Annotated in this window: 14 protein-coding genes and 3 tRNA genes; 8 read left to right on the forward strand and 9 right to left on the reverse strand. The window is 43.1% G+C overall.

What is annotated here, in order from left to right:
• Positions 1-5: 5 nt before the first annotated feature.
• The gene (recD, locus tag AAY47_RS16420; RefSeq protein WP_200897803.1) at positions 6-1,913 is read left to right on the forward strand and encodes an exodeoxyribonuclease V subunit alpha; all 1,908 of its coding nucleotides are present in this window, start codon (positions 6-8) and stop codon (positions 1,911-1,913) included.
• Between the two features lie 66 nt (positions 1,914-1,979).
• On the opposite strand, the gene argA is transcribed toward recD, so the two are convergent.
• Entirely contained in the window at positions 1,980-3,311 is a 1,332-nt protein-coding gene (gene argA, locus AAY47_RS16425; protein WP_047771206.1) for an amino-acid N-acetyltransferase, read from the reverse strand.
• A gap of 239 nt (positions 3,312-3,550) precedes the next feature.
• Here argA and amiC point away from each other — a divergent pair, with 239 nt between their 5' ends.
• Positions 3,551-4,798, forward strand: a complete 1,248-nt coding sequence (gene amiC, locus AAY47_RS16430; protein WP_047771207.1) for an N-acetylmuramoyl-L-alanine amidase AmiC — start codon at positions 3,551-3,553, stop codon at positions 4,796-4,798.
• Positions 4,799-5,017: 219 nt separating this feature from the next.
• On the opposite strand, the gene AAY47_RS16435 is transcribed toward amiC, so the two are convergent.
• From AAY47_RS16435 to AAY47_RS16445, 3 genes are all read right to left on the reverse strand, one after another.
• Positions 5,018-5,094: transfer RNA gene (locus tag AAY47_RS16435), tRNA-Met, on the reverse strand.
• A gap of 68 nt (positions 5,095-5,162) precedes the next feature.
• Positions 5,163-5,239: transfer RNA gene (locus AAY47_RS16440), tRNA-Met, on the reverse strand.
• A 125-nt stretch (positions 5,240-5,364) separates the two neighbouring features.
• Positions 5,365-5,441, reverse strand: a tRNA-Met gene (locus tag AAY47_RS16445).
• Positions 5,442-5,665: 224 nt separating this feature from the next.
• On the opposite strand from AAY47_RS16445, the gene mltA reads away from it, so the two are divergent.
• Both mltA and tcdA read left to right on the forward strand, forming a co-directional pair.
• Positions 5,666-6,763: a murein transglycosylase A gene (mltA, locus tag AAY47_RS16450; protein ID WP_047771209.1), complete on the forward strand. Its 1,098-nt coding sequence runs from the start codon at positions 5,666-5,668 to the stop codon at positions 6,761-6,763.
• Positions 6,764-6,838: 75 nt separating this feature from the next.
• Entirely contained in the window at positions 6,839-7,651 is an 813-nt protein-coding gene (gene tcdA, locus AAY47_RS16455) for a tRNA cyclic N6-threonylcarbamoyladenosine(37) synthase TcdA (protein ID WP_047771210.1), read from the forward strand.
• Between the two features lie 6 nt (positions 7,652-7,657).
• Here the strand turns inward: tcdA and csdE are convergent, their stop codons facing one another.
• The gene (csdE, locus tag AAY47_RS16460) at positions 7,658-8,116 is read right to left on the reverse strand and encodes a cysteine desulfurase sulfur acceptor subunit CsdE (protein WP_047771211.1); all 459 of its coding nucleotides are present in this window, start codon (positions 8,114-8,116) and stop codon (positions 7,658-7,660) included.
• Between the two features lie 607 nt (positions 8,117-8,723).
• Between csdE and sstT the strand changes: the two genes are divergently transcribed.
• The gene (gene sstT / locus AAY47_RS16470; protein WP_047771213.1) at positions 8,724-9,968 is read left to right on the forward strand and encodes a serine/threonine transporter SstT; all 1,245 of its coding nucleotides are present in this window, start codon (positions 8,724-8,726) and stop codon (positions 9,966-9,968) included.
• 70 nt (positions 9,969-10,038) lie between these two features.
• On the opposite strand, the gene AAY47_RS16475 is transcribed toward sstT, so the two are convergent.
• Positions 10,039-12,060, reverse strand: a complete 2,022-nt coding sequence (locus AAY47_RS16475) for an NADPH-dependent 2,4-dienoyl-CoA reductase (RefSeq protein WP_047771215.1) — start codon at positions 12,058-12,060, stop codon at positions 10,039-10,041.
• Positions 12,061-12,389: 329 nt separating this feature from the next.
• Between AAY47_RS16475 and AAY47_RS16480 the strand changes: the two genes are divergently transcribed.
• The gene (locus AAY47_RS16480) at positions 12,390-12,986 is read left to right on the forward strand and encodes a GNAT family N-acetyltransferase (RefSeq protein ID WP_047771216.1); all 597 of its coding nucleotides are present in this window, start codon (positions 12,390-12,392) and stop codon (positions 12,984-12,986) included.
• 29 nt (positions 12,987-13,015) lie between these two features.
• Here the strand turns inward: AAY47_RS16480 and AAY47_RS16485 are convergent, their stop codons facing one another.
• From AAY47_RS16485 to AAY47_RS16495, 3 genes are all read right to left on the reverse strand, one after another.
• Complete coding sequence (locus tag AAY47_RS16485) at positions 13,016-13,954, reverse strand: VirK/YbjX family protein (protein ID WP_047771217.1); 939 nt, start codon at positions 13,952-13,954, stop codon at positions 13,016-13,018.
• A gap of 393 nt (positions 13,955-14,347) precedes the next feature.
• Positions 14,348-14,782 (reverse strand): GNAT family N-acetyltransferase, encoded by a 435-nt coding sequence (locus tag AAY47_RS16490; RefSeq protein ID WP_047771218.1) that lies wholly within the window; start codon positions 14,780-14,782, stop codon positions 14,348-14,350.
• Between the two features lie 58 nt (positions 14,783-14,840).
• Positions 14,841-16,010 carry an MFS transporter gene (locus tag AAY47_RS16495; protein ID WP_047771219.1) on the reverse strand — a complete coding sequence of 390 codons (1,170 nt, stop codon included), beginning with the start codon at positions 16,008-16,010 and terminating at the stop codon, positions 14,841-14,843.
• 199 nt (positions 16,011-16,209) lie between these two features.
• Here AAY47_RS16495 and AAY47_RS16500 point away from each other — a divergent pair, with 199 nt between their 5' ends.
• Together AAY47_RS16500 and AAY47_RS22080 are read left to right on the forward strand one after the other, a co-directional pair.
• A complete protein-coding gene (locus AAY47_RS16500) occupies positions 16,210-16,476 on the forward strand; it encodes a hypothetical protein (protein ID WP_152669828.1) in 267 nt (88 codons plus the stop codon).
• 319 nt (positions 16,477-16,795) lie between these two features.
• Positions 16,796-16,960 (forward strand): hypothetical protein, encoded by a 165-nt coding sequence (locus AAY47_RS22080; protein WP_160300212.1) that lies wholly within the window; start codon positions 16,796-16,798, stop codon positions 16,958-16,960.
• The last annotated feature ends 22 nt before the right edge of the window (positions 16,961-16,982 follow it).

Below are 16,982 nucleotides of genomic sequence, written 5' to 3' on the forward strand. Positions count from 1 at the left end.
ATTCCATGATGTCATTATTGCAACAGGCGGTGAACCAGAAGCTGCTGCGCCCTTTGGATGTGCAGTTTGCTTATGCGATGATTGAGGATGAAAATCCTCTGTTACTGTTGATTACGGCCTTATTAAGCGCTGAATCGGGCGCGGGGCATGTCTGTTTGCCATTGGCGCGGATTTCGCCAAAATATTTTTTTGAAGGCAGGCAGCCGGAGTTAGCAGCATCGCTTTGGTCTTTGGCCGGAGCACCCGATCAACAGCAAATTCTGGCTGTTTTACAGGCGTGTCCGGCGGTCAGTATGGGGGAAACTCCGGCACCGGTGATCCTTTTCCATCAAAGGGAGAATGATTACCGCCTGTATTTACAACGCATGTGGCAAAGTGAACAGAGGGTGGCGGATTTTTTTGCTGCGGTGGCGTTAACCGAGACTGTTGCTCAATCTTCCCATGATCAAACGGCGGTTGATGAAATCCAGTTACGTCACATTTTGGATGCACTTTTTGGTGTCACTGTTGAAGGAGAAATTGATTGGCAAAAAGTGGCGGCAGCCGTGGCTGTAACGAGCCGTATTTCAGTGATCTCTGGTGGGCCAGGAACCGGCAAAACCACGACAGTAGCTAAGTTGTTGGCGGCCTTGATCAAGTTGCATGAAGGGAAAAAATTAAGTATTCAATTAGCGGCGCCAACCGGTAAGGCAGCGGCCAGATTAACTGAATCGCTGAGGGAAGCGGTCAAGAAACTCGATTTGACGCCAGAACAATGGCATAGCATCCCAGAGCAGGCGCAAACTCTCCATCGTTTACTGGGGGCGCAACCCGATAGCCAGAAACTGCGTTATGGGCGTGATAATCCGCTGTCCCTTGATATTTTGATCATTGATGAAGCCTCAATGGTGGATTTACCGATGATGGCGCATTTGGTTGATGCTTTGCCGCCACGGGCAAAAGTGATTTTCTTGGGGGATAAAGACCAGCTTGCATCGGTTGAAGCCGGAGCGGTATTGGGCGATATTTGCCGTTTTGCTGAACAAGGTTATAGCGCCAAGCGGGCTGAACAATTGGAGCGCTTAACGGGATGTCAGTTAACCTCTTATTCCACCCCTCATTCCGATAAAAATACGTCTGCCGTGCGGGATAGCCTGTGTCTGCTGCGCAAAAGTTATCGCTTCAACTCGGCTTCCGGCATTGGCCGATTGGCGTCGGCTGTGAATCAAGGGGATCGCAGAGGCGTCGCGGCAGTGCTGAATCAATCTTTTCCCGATGTTGATTTTTACCCACTTGCCGCGGATGAAGATTATCAGTGTCTGTTGACAGAAACCGCTGCGGGTTACTCTCAGTATTTAACCATGGCAAATGAACGGATGGCGGAAGAAGCCATTTTGGCGGCGTTTAATCGTTTTCGATTGTTGTGCGCGTTAAGGGAAGGTCCCTTTGGTGTTACGGGACTGAACCAGCGAATGGAACAATTACTGCACAGGAAAGGCGTCATTACCCTGCCCAAAAATGCAGAGAGCCGTGGTTATGTCGGACGCCCTATCATGATATTGCGTAATGACAGCACCCTGGGATTGTTTAACGGAGATATCGGGATTATGCTCAAAAATCAGGATAATGAACTGAAAGCCTATTTTCAGTTGTCTGATGGACAGATTAAAGGATTTCAGCCAAGCCGGTTGCCCCAACATGAAACGGCTTATGTGATGACAGTGCATAAATCTCAAGGGTCTGAATTTGAACATACGGCCTTGGTGTTACCGACCCAACACTCACCCATAGTCAGTCGGGAATTGGTGTATACCGCACTGACGCGGGCGAGGGAAAAATTGACAATTTATGCCAATAAGCCAGTTTGGGATAAAGCAGTGGCTACAGTAACACAGCGGCGGAGCGGGTTGGCAGATTGGTTCAACCCGCAATAAAATGCAATGTGGCCAAGGATTATATGGCTGGGATGTCTATAGTTAGCCTGACGTCAACAAGCTTCATCAAGCCTGTAAATCCAGCATCAAAATTTTGGAACAGCGCTGATAGTTATACAGCGCTTGTTTTTCCACGGGCAACATATCTATTCCGGCGGGCTTAAAACCTTTCTCCTGAAACCAGTGAATGCTGCGGGTTGTGAGTACGAAAAGTTTTTCCAACCCCCTTTGTTTCGCCTGATTAGAAATTGAATCTAGCAGAATTTCACCTCTGAAAGAGTTTCTGTAGTCTGGATGTACAGCAACGCAGGCCATTTCTCCAATTTTTTCATTGGGATAGGAATATAGGGCAGCGCAGGCGATAGTGATATTATCGAGTTCAATCAGGGTGAAGTTATCAATTTCCATTTCCAGTTGTTCACGTGAACGACGTACCAAAATACCTTGTTGCTCCAATGGGCGAATAAGTTCAAGAATGCCACCAATATCATTAATATTGGCGCGACGTATCTGTTCGGAACGTTCCATCACTATTTGAGTGCCGATACCTTCGCGGGAAAAGAGTTCCTGAACCAACGAGCCATTTTCTTGATAACTGATCAAATGGCTGCGGCGGACGCCACGGCGGCAGGCCTTAATCGCGCCTCTTAAGAAACGCACGGTTCCTGAATGATAATCACCCGAGTTTTCCAATTTGTGCAGGTGAGCTTCGCCTTCATTAAGAAACATTTCTGATAAAGTGTCACCTTCGGCACCAAGTACGCCCTGAGATGAGCAAAATCCAATTAATTTTTCTGCTTTTAATTTGATTGCCAGCTGTGTTGCAATTTCTTCGGAAGTAAGGTTGAAACTTTCTCCTGTAACGGAAACCGCAACTGGCCCAATCAGCACAATAGCACCATTATCCAGTTGTTGGTTGATTGCTTTCTCATCAATACGGCGGACTCTGCCACTGTGGCAATAATCGACGCCGTCATCGATTCCCAAAGGTTGGGCGATAACGAAGTTTCCGCTGACAACACTAATATTAGCGCCTTGTAATGGGGTATTATTTAACCCCATAGAAAGACGGGCTGTAATTTCTAGCTGTAATAAGCCGGCCGCCTGTTTGACCAAATCCAGTGTTTTGGCATCGGTCACCCGGGTGTGTTTGTGGTAAATCGATTGGCAATGGTGTTCGGCAATGTTCTGTTCAATTTGTGGACGGGCACCATAAACAACGATTAAACGAATGCCCAGGTTATGCAATAATCCAATATCGTTGACGATATTAGAAAAATTCTCATGGGCGATGGCTTCACCTCCCAGCATAATGACAAAGGTTTTACCTCGATGTGCATTGATATACGGCACCGAGTGCCGTAAGACTTCAACCAATTCGGTACTGCGTTCTTTCATGAAACCCTCTCTGATTGAATTTTTATTCGATTTTTTTGTATTTTTATTCTTTTTGAAGGGAAATGGCAAGAGGAAACATGGATAAAAATAACGTTATTATTTATATTGGTATAAATAAACCAGGTTATCAAAAAATACATTTTTTGATGACAGAAGTTTGCTAATTAATTAGAGTTCCTGCCTGACTATTATGTTTGATAAAGATTACTGCGTTTGGTTGTTTTTAAATGGAATAAATGATGAGTCATTCAGGCCATAATATTTCACGTCGTCGCCTGCTGAAAGGCGCAGCTGCTGTATGGTTATTAAGCATCAGCCCAATAGGTTATGCAGCGACTGCAAAAGTTATTGCTGTTCGTATTTGGCCCGCATCAAGTTATACCAGAGTGACACTGGAATCTAATATTCCACTTAAATACCGCCAGTTTTCGCTTGCAAACCCTAATCGTATTGTCATTGATTTGCAGGGGATCCAGCTTAACAGTATTTTGAGCCGTATGGGGGCACAGGTTCAGCGGCGTGATCCTTATTTAAAATTAGTGCGGGCAGGGCAATTTAATCCTAAAACGGTACGTTTAGTCTTTGAAATCAAACAGCCCGTCTCCCCGCATATTTTCACATTGCCGCCAATTGCAAAGTTTAAACATCGTCTGGTGCTCGATCTGTATCCCCAAAAGACGGCTGATGTGGCTAATGATCCTTTATTGGCCCTGCTTGAAGAGTACAACAGTGGGAATTTAGAACAGCATTGGCCTGCACAGACCCGCAAACCCGGCAAGGCAGGTAAAGACCGGCCGATTGTGATTATGCTCGATCCCGGTCATGGTGGTGAAGACTCTGGGGCGATTGGGAAATATAAAACCCGTGAAAAAGATGTCGTATTGCAGATTGCCCGTCGTTTACAGGCACTCATCAAACGTGAGCCAGGCATGAAAGTTTACATGACGCGCAATGAAGATGTGTTTATTCCCTTGACGGTGAGAGTGGCAAAAGCGCGTAAGATGCGCGCTGATCTTTTTGTTTCTATTCATGCGGATGCCTTTACCAGTCGTTCTGCACGGGGTTCATCCGTGTTTGCGCTTTCCACTAAAGGGGCTACCAGCAATACGGCCCGTTTTCTCGCCCAAACTCAGAACGAGGCAGACTTAATTGGTGGAGTCAGTAAAAGTGGCGATAAATATTTGGATCATACCATGCTGGATTTGGTTCAAACCGCAACGATTAATGATAGTCTGAAATTTGGTAAAGAAGTGCTCAAGCGGGTGGGGAAAATCAATAAACTGCATAAAAATAGCGTCGATCAGGCGGGGTTTGCGGTATTGAAAGCACCAGATATCCCTTCCATTTTGGTAGAAACGGCATTTATCAGTAATCTGGAGGAAGAGCGCAAACTTAAGACAGCAAAATTCCAGCAACAAGTGGCGGAATCCATTTTTGCGGGCATCAAGGCGTATTTCAAAAATGGCGCTGAATTGGCGAGGCGGTGAAATATTCGCCTTGATAAACTATTGAGTAATACCAGCAAGAATTTATTGCTGATGGTGCAATGATGGTTATTGGCTTTACATTCATGTTTAAATCGGAATGAAATAATGTTTAAACATAGATTTTAAAATCAGTGGAAATAAAGTAATAAAGGGATCAGCGAACAAGCTGTGAAATAAAAACGGGGAAAAAGTTGCGGCGGTAAAATGACAAATAAAAATTGGTTGCGGGGGCCGGATTTGAACCGACGACCTTCGGGTTATGAGCCCGACGAGCTACCAGGCTGCTCCACCCCGCGTCCGTCTATTTGCATATTTTGATAACTGATCGTAAATGCAAATATTGAGCAATATCATCATAAAGTGTTGGTTGCGGGGGCCGGATTTGAACCGACGGCCTTCGGGTTATGAGCCCGACGAGCTACCAAGCTGCTCCACCCCGCGTCCGTTTATTTACATATCTTGATAATTAATCGTGAATGCAAATATTCAATGATGACACTATTTACTGCCTTTGCTACCAGAGCGTGTCGATGCTACATCATATCGACAACGACATCTAATCGAATTGGTTGCGGGGGCCGGATTTGAACCGACGACCTTCGGGTTATGAGCCCGACGAGCTACCAGGCTGCTCCACCCCGCGTTCGATGTCGGCACACTATACTCTGGAACGGAGAGGTTGCAAGTTTTTTTATTGAAAGTGACTAATTTTTTTGTTTTTTGGTTTAAAAGTGGACTTATCGTTTTATTTTTGCGCTATAAACTGGGTTGAAACAGCAAGCTATTTTTTAACTACATATCATTATTGATTAGTGTTTGATATTGTTCGTGATCCGAGTAAGTGATGGCTAGAGATAAGGTATTAATATGAGAGTTTGGGGTAAATATCTTTTAGTTGGATGTGTCATTTCGATATTAGCGGGATGCCATTTTCGACCCACTGATCAGGCACAGCAGTATAAGGATGGGCGAATTAGCCAAAACCTCCAGTTGGTTAATACCCCTAATGCCGAAGGCTCTCCCGTTAATGCCAGAGACTTTGCCACCCAAATTGGGTATATCAGCAAAGCTTCTCCTCGTCTTTATGACAATAACCGTGAATTATTTAGTGCCATTGAGCACTGGATGCTGTCCGGTGGTGATACCTGTGATTTAACTGAATTCGGTTTACTGGCTTATCAGATGGAAGGCGAAGATAAATACGGCAACGTGAAGTTTACCGGTTATTACACGCCTGTTTTGCAAGCACGACATACCCGGCAAGGGGAGTTTAAATATCCACTGTATCGAATGCCAACTCACTTACGTTCCCGCTTGCCAAGTCGTGCAGAGATATATAAAGGTGCCCTGAGCAAGAAATTTATTATCGGGTACAGTAACTCCCTGATGGATAATTTTATGATGGAAGTACAAGGAAGTGGCTATGTCGATTTTGGGGATGGACGTCCATTGACCTTTTTTGGCTATGGAGGAAAAAATGGACATGCCTATCGCAGTATTGGCAAAGTGCTGATCGACCGTGACGAAGTCCCGGGCGAAAAAATGTCGATGAAAGCTATCCGTCAGTGGGGAGAACAGCACAGCGAAGCCGAAGTGAGAGAGTTGCTTGAGCAGAATCCTTCATTTGTTTTCTTTAAACCTGAATCCTATACCCTCGTGAGGGGGGCCAGCGCAGTGCCTCTTGTTGCAAAAGCCTCGGTAGCATCTGATAAATCATTAATCCCACCCGGAACAGCATTGTTGGCGGAAGTGCCGGTACTGGATGAAAAGGGTAAATTTACCGGTCAGTATCGGATGCATCTGATGGTGGCACTGGATGTTGGTGGTGCCATCAAAGGGAACCATTTTGATATTTATCACGGTGTTGGCGAGAAAGCGGGTGAAATGGCGGGTTTTTATAATCACTATGGTCGTGTTTGGGTATTGAAGAAAGCATCATCTGGTTTTTTGACGGCAAACCAGTAAGATCCCCGCCAGTTCAAACCATCAATCGATAACCTATCTCAATAGAGGTAGGTTTTAAGCAGGATTTATTTAACAATGCAAGTTTCTCTCTCTGATGCTTATCTTCAGCGTTTTGCTGGTACAGCGCGGTTATATGGCCAGAAAGCGCTTTCATTATTTGCCCGTTCCCATGTCTGTGTTGTCGGCATTGGCGGCGTGGGTTCATGGGCGGCAGAAGCGCTGGCGCGCACCGGTATTGGTGCTATTACGTTGATTGATATGGATGATGTTTGCATCACCAATACCAATCGCCAGTTGCACACCTTGATACAGAATGTGGGCTTCCCAAAGACGGAAGTCATAGCAGAACGGATACGAGCAATCAATCCTGAGTGTCAGGTCACTTGCATTGATGATTTTGTCACCCCTGATAATGTGGCTGAATTGATGTCCACAGGGTTCAGTTATGTTATTGATGCCATTGATAGCGTACGACCAAAAGCGGCGTTATTGGCTTATTGCCGCCGTTATAAGATCCCGCTCGTGACAACTGGCGGCGCGGGTGGGCAACTTGATCCTACCCGGATCCAGGTGGTGGATTTAGCGAAAACGGTGCAAGATCCATTGGCCGCGAAATTGAAAGAGCGCTTGAAGTCGGATTATCGCGTCGTAAAAAACGGCAAGGGCAAGTTAGGCATTGACTGTGTTTTTTCAACGGAACAGTTAGTTTATCCGCAATCTGACGGCACAGTTTGTGCTGCCAAAAGTACTGCTGAGGGTTCCAAGCGAATGGATTGCGCTTCAGGTTTTGGTGCCGCAACGATGGTTACGGCGACTTTTGGTTTTGTTGCAGTATCCCACGCGTTGAAAAAGATGGTGGCGAAAGCTGAACGGGAAAATGCGCTTTAAGCGAACCTAATGAATGTAAGTGTTCGCTATTTCCTGAAGGGTATTTATCAGAGCTTTCACGCCATTGAGCCTTGAGCCACTGAGTTGTTGTTCCAGGCCGAGGTGTTGGAATAGCCCGGCCAAAGGCGTTTGCACAATCTGCTCCGGGGTTTTGCCTTCTACGGCAGTCAGTAAGATTGCCAATAATCCTTTGACGATACGGCCTTCACTATCGCCATAAAAATGCAATCGGCCGTCAGCAAGTTGTTGATGCCCCAACCAGACACGATTTTCACAGCCGGATCTTTCGATATTTTGCTGTTTTAGTTCATCTGCTAGAGGAGGCAGCTTTCTGGCGAGACTGATTAGCTGCCGGTAACGATCTTCCCACAATTTGCATGGCTGAAAGTTTTCAATAAGTTGCTGCTGCGTGATTTCGGTTCCAAATGGATGCGGAGCCAGGATAGTGTCTGAGAGTTGTGTCATGGGTTATTTATCTTACCGTGGGCTTGTTGCTGATTTCCTTTGGATGAGGTTTCAGGATCATAGCAGTTATATTTTTAAGCTAAAGTTATTTGTGTTGGTTGGGCGCAAAATAACCCATCAGGTTTTTAGGGACGATCTTCATATTCTCATCGATCCGCGCCAGCTCAGGGGTAGACAGGTACTTTGGTGTGCGGCAAAACTTTGCTCCTGGAACAGGCTTTTCGTCAATTTCTTATCCAGAAGTCGGGTTAATTATATGAACTTACTAAAATTTCATTTGGTTTGGAGTTGCAAAAGAATAATTAATTATTAATTTAACTACGCAAGACGATACGAGGCCTTATATTTCCCCGCTGAGCGGAGAAATATAACACGCATCTTGAAGTTGGATTGGTATAGAAATCGTATTGTAGTGATTCATTGTGTAATGTATTTGAAAGGATAAAAGTTGTTGTTTTGATCACATAAATGTGATCAATTTGTTACTAAATGTTGATATTTTTGTTTGTTGGGTTGATTATAGCTTTCCAAATTTTCTTGTCTTGAAAAAGTAAATATAAATTAAAACAGGCAGATTCATTAAGTATAAATATCAATTGGAAAGACTATGGAAAAAAAACAAAAAGGGTTTGTACAATATATTATGCGGGGCAGCCTCGTTACACAAATATCTATCGGTTTAATGGCAGGTATATTACTGGCATGGTTGGCTCCTTCTGTGGCTAAATCAGTCGAATTGTTAGGAACACTTTTTGTAGGAGCATTAAAAGCGGCAGCACCTTTTTTAGTATGGGTATTGGTTATGTCCTCGATTGCAAATTATAAAACAGGTCAAAAAACTAACATTGGTCCCATACTGTTCCTATATTTGTTAGGAACCTTTCTGGCAGCGATTGTAGCTGTAATTGGTAGTCTGCTGTTTCCATCGACGTTGACGTTAGTGACGAATGATATTCAGGTATTACCACCAGAAAACATTATTGAAGTTTTGAAAGGGATATTACTTAATATAGTAGCGAATCCTATTGATGCTCTTATAAATGCCAACTATATTAGTATATTGGCCTGGTCAACAGGAATAGGTATTGCTTTGCGTCATGGAAAAGAATCAACTAAATTTATAGTTCATGATCTAGCAGAAGCCGTAATGCAAGTTTTGCGTGTGATTATTCGTTTTGCACCTATTGGTATTTTTGGATTGGTATCTTCAACGATTGCAACAACAGGGTTTAATGTTTTATTAGATTATGTGCAATTATTGTCTGTATTGTTAGGGTGTATGGTTTTCATTGCTTTAGTAATTAATCCATTAATTGTTTTTTGGAAAATTCGCCGTAATCCTTACCCGTTAGTTTTCGTTTGCTTGCGTGAAAGTGGAATAACTGCGTTCTTCACTCGCAGTTCTGCGGCAAATATTCCAGTTAATATGGCAATGTGTCGTCGCATGAATTTAAATGAAGATACCTATTCTATTTCTATTCCTTTGGGGGCGATCATTAATATGGGGGGAGCAGCAGTGACTATAACCATATTGACATTAGCCGCTGTGAATACATTGGGAATTAATGTTGATATACCGACAGCCATTTTGTTGAGTGTAGTTTCTGCTGTTGCTGCATGTGGTGCTTCGGGGGTTGTTGGGGGTTCTTTATTGTTGATTCCGTTGGGATGCAGTATGTTTGGAATTTCCAATGAAATAGCCATGCAAGTTGTTGCAGTAGGTATGATTATAGGTGTAGTGCAAGATTCTGCTGAAACTGCGTTGAACTCTTCCACCGATGTGCTGTTTACTGCCGCCGCGTGTCAGGCCGAAGAGTCTCGTATCTCGTCTGATCGGCTGGCGCAGCGTTAATCAGAATAAGAACGGTGATAATTGGTTGAGTACAAATTATCACCGCCTTTGCCTTTAGTGGCTCCATTTATTACACTTTAAGTGCCAATCGGGTGCCTTGATCGATTGCCCTGCGTGCGTCCAATTCGGCCGCGATATCTGCTCCACCAATGATATGTACACTTTTTCCCATTGCCTGTAACGGTTGATAGAGTGTTTTCAATGGCTCCTGTCCTGCGCAAATAATTACATTATCCACGTCCAGGCATTGTTGTTCATCGCCACGACGGATATGCAATCCCTGATCATCAATCTTCAAGTACTGGACACTGTTTAACATGGTTACGCCCCGCATTAACAGGCTGGTTTTATGCACCCAACCTGTGGTTTTTCCTAAGCCATCCCCGACCCTGGAATCTTTGCGTTGCAGCAGATAAATTTTACGCGGGGAATGCTCGACCTGCGCACCTTCTGGTCGTAATCCTCCCCTATGCATAATTGTTCGATCAATTCCCCACTCATGGCTAAAAGCATGGCTACTCAAACTGGAACTTTGTCCGTTTTGACTCAGATACTCAGCAGTATCAAAACCAATACCTCCAGCACCAATAATAGCGACACGCTTTCCGACGGGCTGCTTATGTTTCAAAACATCAAGGTAAGTCAGTACCTTTTCATGTTCAATACCATCAATATTGGGGATGCGTGGCATGATCCCTGTCGCTATGACAATTTCATCAAACGATAAAAGTTGGTCGGTCGTTGCCGTATGGTTGAGGCAGACTTCGACGCCGTTTAAGGCTAACTGGCGTTCAAAATAGCGTAAAGTTTCATGGAATTCTTCTTTGCCGGGGATCTGTTTGGCGATATTAAACTGCCCGCCAATGTGGTTTTCTCGTTCAAACAGCGTGACATGGTGTCCTCGGCTGGCTGCTGTGACCGCAAAGGATAATCCCGCCGGTCCTGCACCAATAACCGCAATGGTTTTGGGGGCTATGGCAGGCGCGGCAATAAATTCGGTTTCATGGCAGGCGCGTGGATTGACCAGACAAGACGTCAGCTTGCCGACAAAAACTCTGTCCAGACAGGCTTGGTTGCAGCCTATGCAGGAATTGATTTCATCAGCACGCTCCTGTTCGGTTTTCAATACAAACTCGGCATCAGCGAGAAACGGGCGTGCCATAGAAACCATATCGGCACAGCCTTCACTGAGAACTTGTTCGGCAATCCCGGGGGTGTTGATGCGGTTGGTTGTAATCAAAGGGATGCTGACTTTTCCCATCAATTTTTGCGTAACCCAGCTAAATCCGGCTCTGGGCACCATCGTTGCAATCGTTGGGATATTGGTTTCATGCCAGCCGATACCGGTATTGATAATGGATGCCCCTGCTTTTTCAATCTCCCGTGCCAGTTGTTCGATCTCTTGCCAATTGGAGCCATCTTCCACTAAATCCAGCATAGAAAGGCGGTAGATGATGATAAAACGCTCCCCCGTGATAGCGCGGATCGCTTTGACAATTTCCAGCGCAAAGCGTATGCGGTTTTCGAAAGTTCCCCCCCATTTATCCTGTCGATGATTGGTGCGTGTGACCAGAAACTGATTGATGAGATAACCTTCTGAACCCATGATTTCCACGCCATCATAGCCAGCTTGTTGTGCCAGCTGGGCACAGTGGGCAAAATCCTTGATTGTCTGCCGGATGTCATCCTCAGACATTTCTCTCGGCATAAAGGGGTTAATCGGAGCTTGAATGGCCGAAGGCGCAACGGAATTTTTCTGATAGCTGTAGCGTCCGGCATGCAGGATTTGTAAAGCAATCTTTCCCCCAGCCTGATGTACCGCCTCTGTAATAAGCTTGTGGTGGGGCAGGTGAGCTTCACTATTCAGGATGCTTGCGCCTGCCGCAACAACGCCCTGTGGGTTGGGTGCGATACCGCCGGTCACAATCAGTGCGACGCCTCCCGCTGCCCGTTCTGCATAAAATTGGGCCAAACGTTGGGCACCGTCGGGATGTTCTTCAAGCCCCGTGTGCATTGAACCCATCAATACACGGTTTTTTAGTGTGGTAAAGCCCAAATCCAGCGGTGCAAGCAGGTGAGGGTAATTGCTCATTGCATTCTCCATCAAATATTTGGTAGCTCAATAATATTATTGTTTTCCGTATGAAGCTAAACAGCTAAGTGGTCGGATGAGATGATAATTAAATTTAGACAGTTCCGGCATTATTGGAACCACTTTGTTAATTGATTGTGACAAATATCATGAAATAGAGCTTCAATCGCGCCTTAATGAAAATCTATTGAGGCGAGAAATTCCTCTTATTTATGGTTGCCGCCTGTTTTTAACTGTGCATACTGTGAATATATTCTTACGGAATGATGAATAATTAAGCCTTGATAGAAAGTTAAGTGTGATAGAAATAAGTGTAGGGGAATGTAATTATGGGAAAAATAACAGATTGGGTTACGTTAACCGGAAAAAGTGTAACTTTAATGCCTTTGTCACATGATAGACATGATGAATTTGTTCGTGCTATTGAGGATGGGCAGTTACATAAGCTGTGGTATGCCAGTGTGCCTGAACCTGTCAATGTCCAGGCGGAAATTGAACGTCGTTTAACCCTGCATGCCAAGGGCAATATGTTGCCTTTTGCTGTCATCAATAATGCCACGGGGATGGCAGTTGGTATGACAACTTATATGAATATTGATGCGAATATTCCCAGACTGGAAATTGGTTCTACATGGTATGCGCATTCTGTCCAACGCACTGCAATTAATACGGAAGCAAAATTTTTATTGTTACAGTATGCATTTGAGGAATTGGAATGTGTCGCGGTGGAACTTCGTACCCATTTTTTAAATCACCAAAGCCGCAAGGCGATAGAACGATTGGGGGCAAAGCTGGATGGTATTTTACGTCATCACATGCGGGCCAAAGAGGGTTCGATAAGGGATACTTGCGTTTATAGCATTCTGTTCAATGAATGGCCCGCCATTAAAACGCATCTTACATGGTTAATGACGAAGCCACGTTGAGTGAATTGCTATTTCTTTCTGGCTGGCGGTCAGGCGGCTTTCAGGGATGCCTTGATATCGTTTTCCAGATCATCCAGTAATTGATAGCGACGGCGATATTCGGCGCGTTTTTTACTGGGGATCTCATCCAAAGATTTTCTTTCTATGCATGATGGTAAATGGAAATCATTATTTTCATTTCTGACGCCATTTAGCGATTCCCAGAAAGAATTGTAATCGGCTACCATCTTATTTTTCTTTTTATGCCAATAACGAATGCTACGGTAGATATGAGTCTCGTTACTGGCTGCCAGGATCTGTTCACAATTCATATGATCGGCAAAACGGCAAATAGCCTCAATTAACAGGCGTTTGGGGAATAACCCATAACACTCTTTAGTTGCATGGCGGATAATCTCCAGAGAATTATCCCCTTTAGTTGGCCCTTGTAGTGCACCAATAAATAGTGTCTGTTTGCCATCAATCGTTAATAAAGTGAAAGCACACTTGGCCAGAATGACGTTCTCTGCGGTAGTAATATAGAAAGAGAGTTCACCTTCTTTATTCAGGTTGTCCAGTGCGTCAATATATATCAGAAATGTTTCATTTTTCCCTTGGATGGTTGTCAGTAAATAAGCATGAACTGAAAAAATCCGATTAATAATAGTAGATTCTAACTGTTTGAATAATATTTGATAATGCTCATTCAGAGCGCCGACAATCTGGTTACGTTTAAAATTAATGCTTAAGTAAGGGCGATGTAATTTGCAAGGCCAACTGGGTTGTTTTTTCAAAATATCCAGATAATAAGGCGTTTTGGTAATACCATTCAACAATTTTAATGTTGAAATGGGGGTCAGAAGGCTGCGTAGTGCAAATTTAGTACGGGTAGCGGAAGAATACCAGAATTCCCCCGGGATAATACGTTTTCCGACAAGATCAGCAAATAGCTTCATTCCTGAAGATGTAGGTTGTTGTAAATAACTCATTAATTCAAGCTCAACAAAAGTAAAAAATATTTATACCCACTCGATTTCAAGTTGCAGCACAGTGGCAAAAGGGTAAATCCCCAAGAGCAGAGCGAACTCTGTGTTTATAACTACGTGACTAAGGGATGTGGACGTAGCCAGCAAAGCTGTAACTTGAAAGGTGATGGGAATAGAGAAATTTCATTATATCATTGATTTATCTAATTCTACTCATATGTTTACAAAATATGCCTTTACTTTAAATTTATTTATTTTTCTAGTAAAGAATATTACTCTATTATTATTTTTTAAAATAAGGCCTGTTGTTATTTAACAAATTATTCCTTAAATGATATTTTTATTTTATATATTTATCTTATTTATGTATTATTCATTTTTAACATTCTCCCGTTTTCAAGCCAGTTTCAGGTGTAATAGAGGAAATGGATTCCCTTGACCATCAAGCTCTGAACGAGAAAATATCTGAAATCCCATATATTGGTAGAAGCCGACGCCTTGTGTATTTTGCTCGTTTACATCTAATTCTTTGATCTGTAATTCATTAATAGCAAATTGCAGTAACATCTTACCGATCCCTGTTCTCCGTGCTTGTGGCGCAATAAACAACATTTCGACTCGATGTTGATCGGTACTAATAAACCCTACGATATTATCTTGTTCATCTACCGCTTTATAAACAGTGAGATTGGGCAAATAATCGTTAAGGATCTGTGGGCGTAAAACTTCAATCATTGACTTAGGCAAAAAATCATGAGTAGCAAGTACAGAGGCTTCCCAAATCTGAATCAATACTGAAAAATCAGCTTTGCTGGCTTGTTGTATTTGCATTTTATCCCCTCAATTTTTCTGTTGTTTGTGGTTTCAGTCTGAATGTTTTTGAGGCTATCTAGCGTGCCAGTACACGATCTTTGCGGTACAAACTCGCCAGCAGCATATAAATCGCGGTAGCCAATAACACGATGAAAAAGAAACTCATCAGCCCATGGTGCTGAACCTTAAAGTAGTGATGTAGCATAAAATGCCCTGCTACCAGTGGCCCAACGGCAGAACCAATACTGTAACTTAACAACATGACCTGGCTTGCCACTACAATATAGGACGCATCCAGCTTGTCACAGGCAAGCGTGATCGCAATGGGGTACAGCGCAAAAGACGACATTCCCAACAAAGCCAGTGACACTATCATGACAATGTAATGTTCGAAGAGATAGGCCATTCCTACGGCGAATACCCCCAGTAATGAAATCATGACCAATAGAACAGTTTTGCTCATGATGACGGACAGCTTGCTGATAATCGGTTGTATGATCATTCCGCCCAGAATTGTGGCTGCCATCAATGCACCGACTTGATCGGTGCTGAAATGACTTTGACTGAGTGATAAAGGCATCAAGCCATAGATGGTGCCCATAATAATACCTGATGTCATGCAGCCAACGATGGCTGGTTTACTGAATTCAGTCATTTTTCTCAGCGACATACTTTGGTGGTGGAGCGCAGGAGGTTGACCATGACGTGCGAATAATGGGGGCAAAATTGCGACAAACAGCAGTGTCGAAATCACCATAAAGGGGATCGTCCCCTGAGTGCCAATAGATCCAATCAATAATTGCCCTAAAGTTGTCCCACCATAAAGAGCAGTCATATAAAAGCTCAGGCGTCTGGCGCGTTCTTTGGCGTTGTCGCAGATCAACAGCCAAGATTCGATCACGACAAAGACACCGGCTACGGCAACGCCGGCAATACACCGTACAAATAACCAAATTTCTTTATTCGGAAAAAAAGGCAATGTAATGACAGTCGCTGACAAAAGCAACAAAAAAATAATAAATGAAAGACGGTGACCTATTCTGGCGATAACAGGTTCAATCATCATTGAACCGATTAATAAACCGACATAATAAGCACTAGCTAACCAACTCGCATAAACCGTATCAATGCTGAAACTTGCCATCGACAGAGGAATTAAGCTCATCAGGTAACCAGAAGCAATGGCAAAAACAGTCAAGCCGGCGACAGGTACAAATGCACTGTCATTCTTGCGCAGCAGTTTCACTACTGTCGTCTCCACATAAAAAATCAGCCAGAAATGCGCTGCTTCTCATCAAGTTTTTGCCGAATGGTGGTCACGATATAGGCTAGGGACTGGAATATATCTTGATGATTTAAGCAGTAGGTAAGTCACTCAATAGCCTTGAGTGATGCGGACTATAGCCCTTTATCACAAAGAGATACAACGAGAAAAACTGATACTTATGAATGAAAAGATTTATGGAGAAAAGGGTTATGTAAATGCGAGGGTAAAGTACGCAAGACGTCAAAATCATCAAAATAAAAATCTCTTTAAAATAAGCAATATGCGAGTATTAAAAATGATTTCTCCTGAATGTGGAGATAAATCTTTCATTAGCAAAAACAATCGTAAGTACTATAAACTTGCTGATTTTATTGAGATTCTGTTGGATGTGAAAATATTCCATCCACTTGCGATTAATGTTTTTGAAATAGGTTTATTTCACTGAATTAATTTCTTGTTGAAAATATCTGGTTCTGTACTATGCTTTTATTATGGGAAAAATATAATTGCATTCTTTTCTTGAAGAATATTGAGTGTTTATGAGGCTGTTGTTTTCTAAAGTAAGTCTTAGGCAAAAAAAATTAATAAAACATTCTAATTTATTAATAAACTGTTATCTGGGAGGGTTGTAAAATTTCGTAATGAAAAAAAATGTTTGTTGCTATATTAAAACTGACTTAATTACTATTCTGTTTGACGTATAATCAGAAAATAATTTTAAGTTTTCAATTAATCTTTCTCGATTTATAAACCCGGGGGATATTATGAACAAATCAGAATCTTCTTTGTTTGTTGAAAAGGGATTAAAAATTATCGAATCTTTGTCTGAAGACACAACCGATATGTTAAAGGGCAAAACGACAGGTGATCCGATCATAAAGCCATCGGAACTTAACGCGATGCTCGACTTTTATGATGAGTTGAAATGACATAGCCGCTCCTTTATAACTT

It is taken from the genome of Xenorhabdus griffiniae (assembly GCF_001028135.1).
Lineage (GTDB): Bacteria > Pseudomonadota > Gammaproteobacteria > Enterobacterales > Enterobacteriaceae > Xenorhabdus > Xenorhabdus bakwenae.

Bases quoted from the DNA above. Each gene is read 5' to 3' on its own strand.
- recD (WP_200897803.1), top strand. From the start codon at position 6: ATGATGTCATTATTGCAACAGGCGGTGAACCAGAAGCTGCTGCGCCCT.
- argA (WP_047771206.1), bottom strand. From the start codon at position 3,311: ATGAAAGAACGCAGTACCGAATTGGTTGAAGTCTTACGGCACTCGGTG.
- amiC (WP_047771207.1), top strand. From the start codon at position 3,551: ATGAGTCATTCAGGCCATAATATTTCACGTCGTCGCCTGCTGAAAGGC.
- mltA (WP_047771209.1), top strand. From the start codon at position 5,666: ATGAGAGTTTGGGGTAAATATCTTTTAGTTGGATGTGTCATTTCGATA.
- tcdA (WP_047771210.1), top strand. From the start codon at position 6,839: ATGCAAGTTTCTCTCTCTGATGCTTATCTTCAGCGTTTTGCTGGTACA.
- csdE (WP_047771211.1), bottom strand. From the start codon at position 8,116: ATGACACAACTCTCAGACACTATCCTGGCTCCGCATCCATTTGGAACC.
- sstT (WP_047771213.1), top strand. From the start codon at position 8,724: ATGGAAAAAAAACAAAAAGGGTTTGTACAATATATTATGCGGGGCAGC.
- AAY47_RS16475 (WP_047771215.1), bottom strand. From the start codon at position 12,060: ATGAGCAATTACCCTCACCTGCTTGCACCGCTGGATTTGGGCTTTACC.
- AAY47_RS16480 (WP_047771216.1), top strand. From the start codon at position 12,390: ATGGGAAAAATAACAGATTGGGTTACGTTAACCGGAAAAAGTGTAACT.
- AAY47_RS16485 (WP_047771217.1), bottom strand. From the start codon at position 13,954: ATGAGTTATTTACAACAACCTACATCTTCAGGAATGAAGCTATTTGCT.
- AAY47_RS16490 (WP_047771218.1), bottom strand. From the start codon at position 14,782: ATGCAAATACAACAAGCCAGCAAAGCTGATTTTTCAGTATTGATTCAG.
- AAY47_RS16500 (WP_152669828.1), top strand. From the start codon at position 16,210: ATGAATGAAAAGATTTATGGAGAAAAGGGTTATGTAAATGCGAGGGTA.
- AAY47_RS22080 (WP_160300212.1), top strand. From the start codon at position 16,796: ATGAACAAATCAGAATCTTCTTTGTTTGTTGAAAAGGGATTAAAAATT.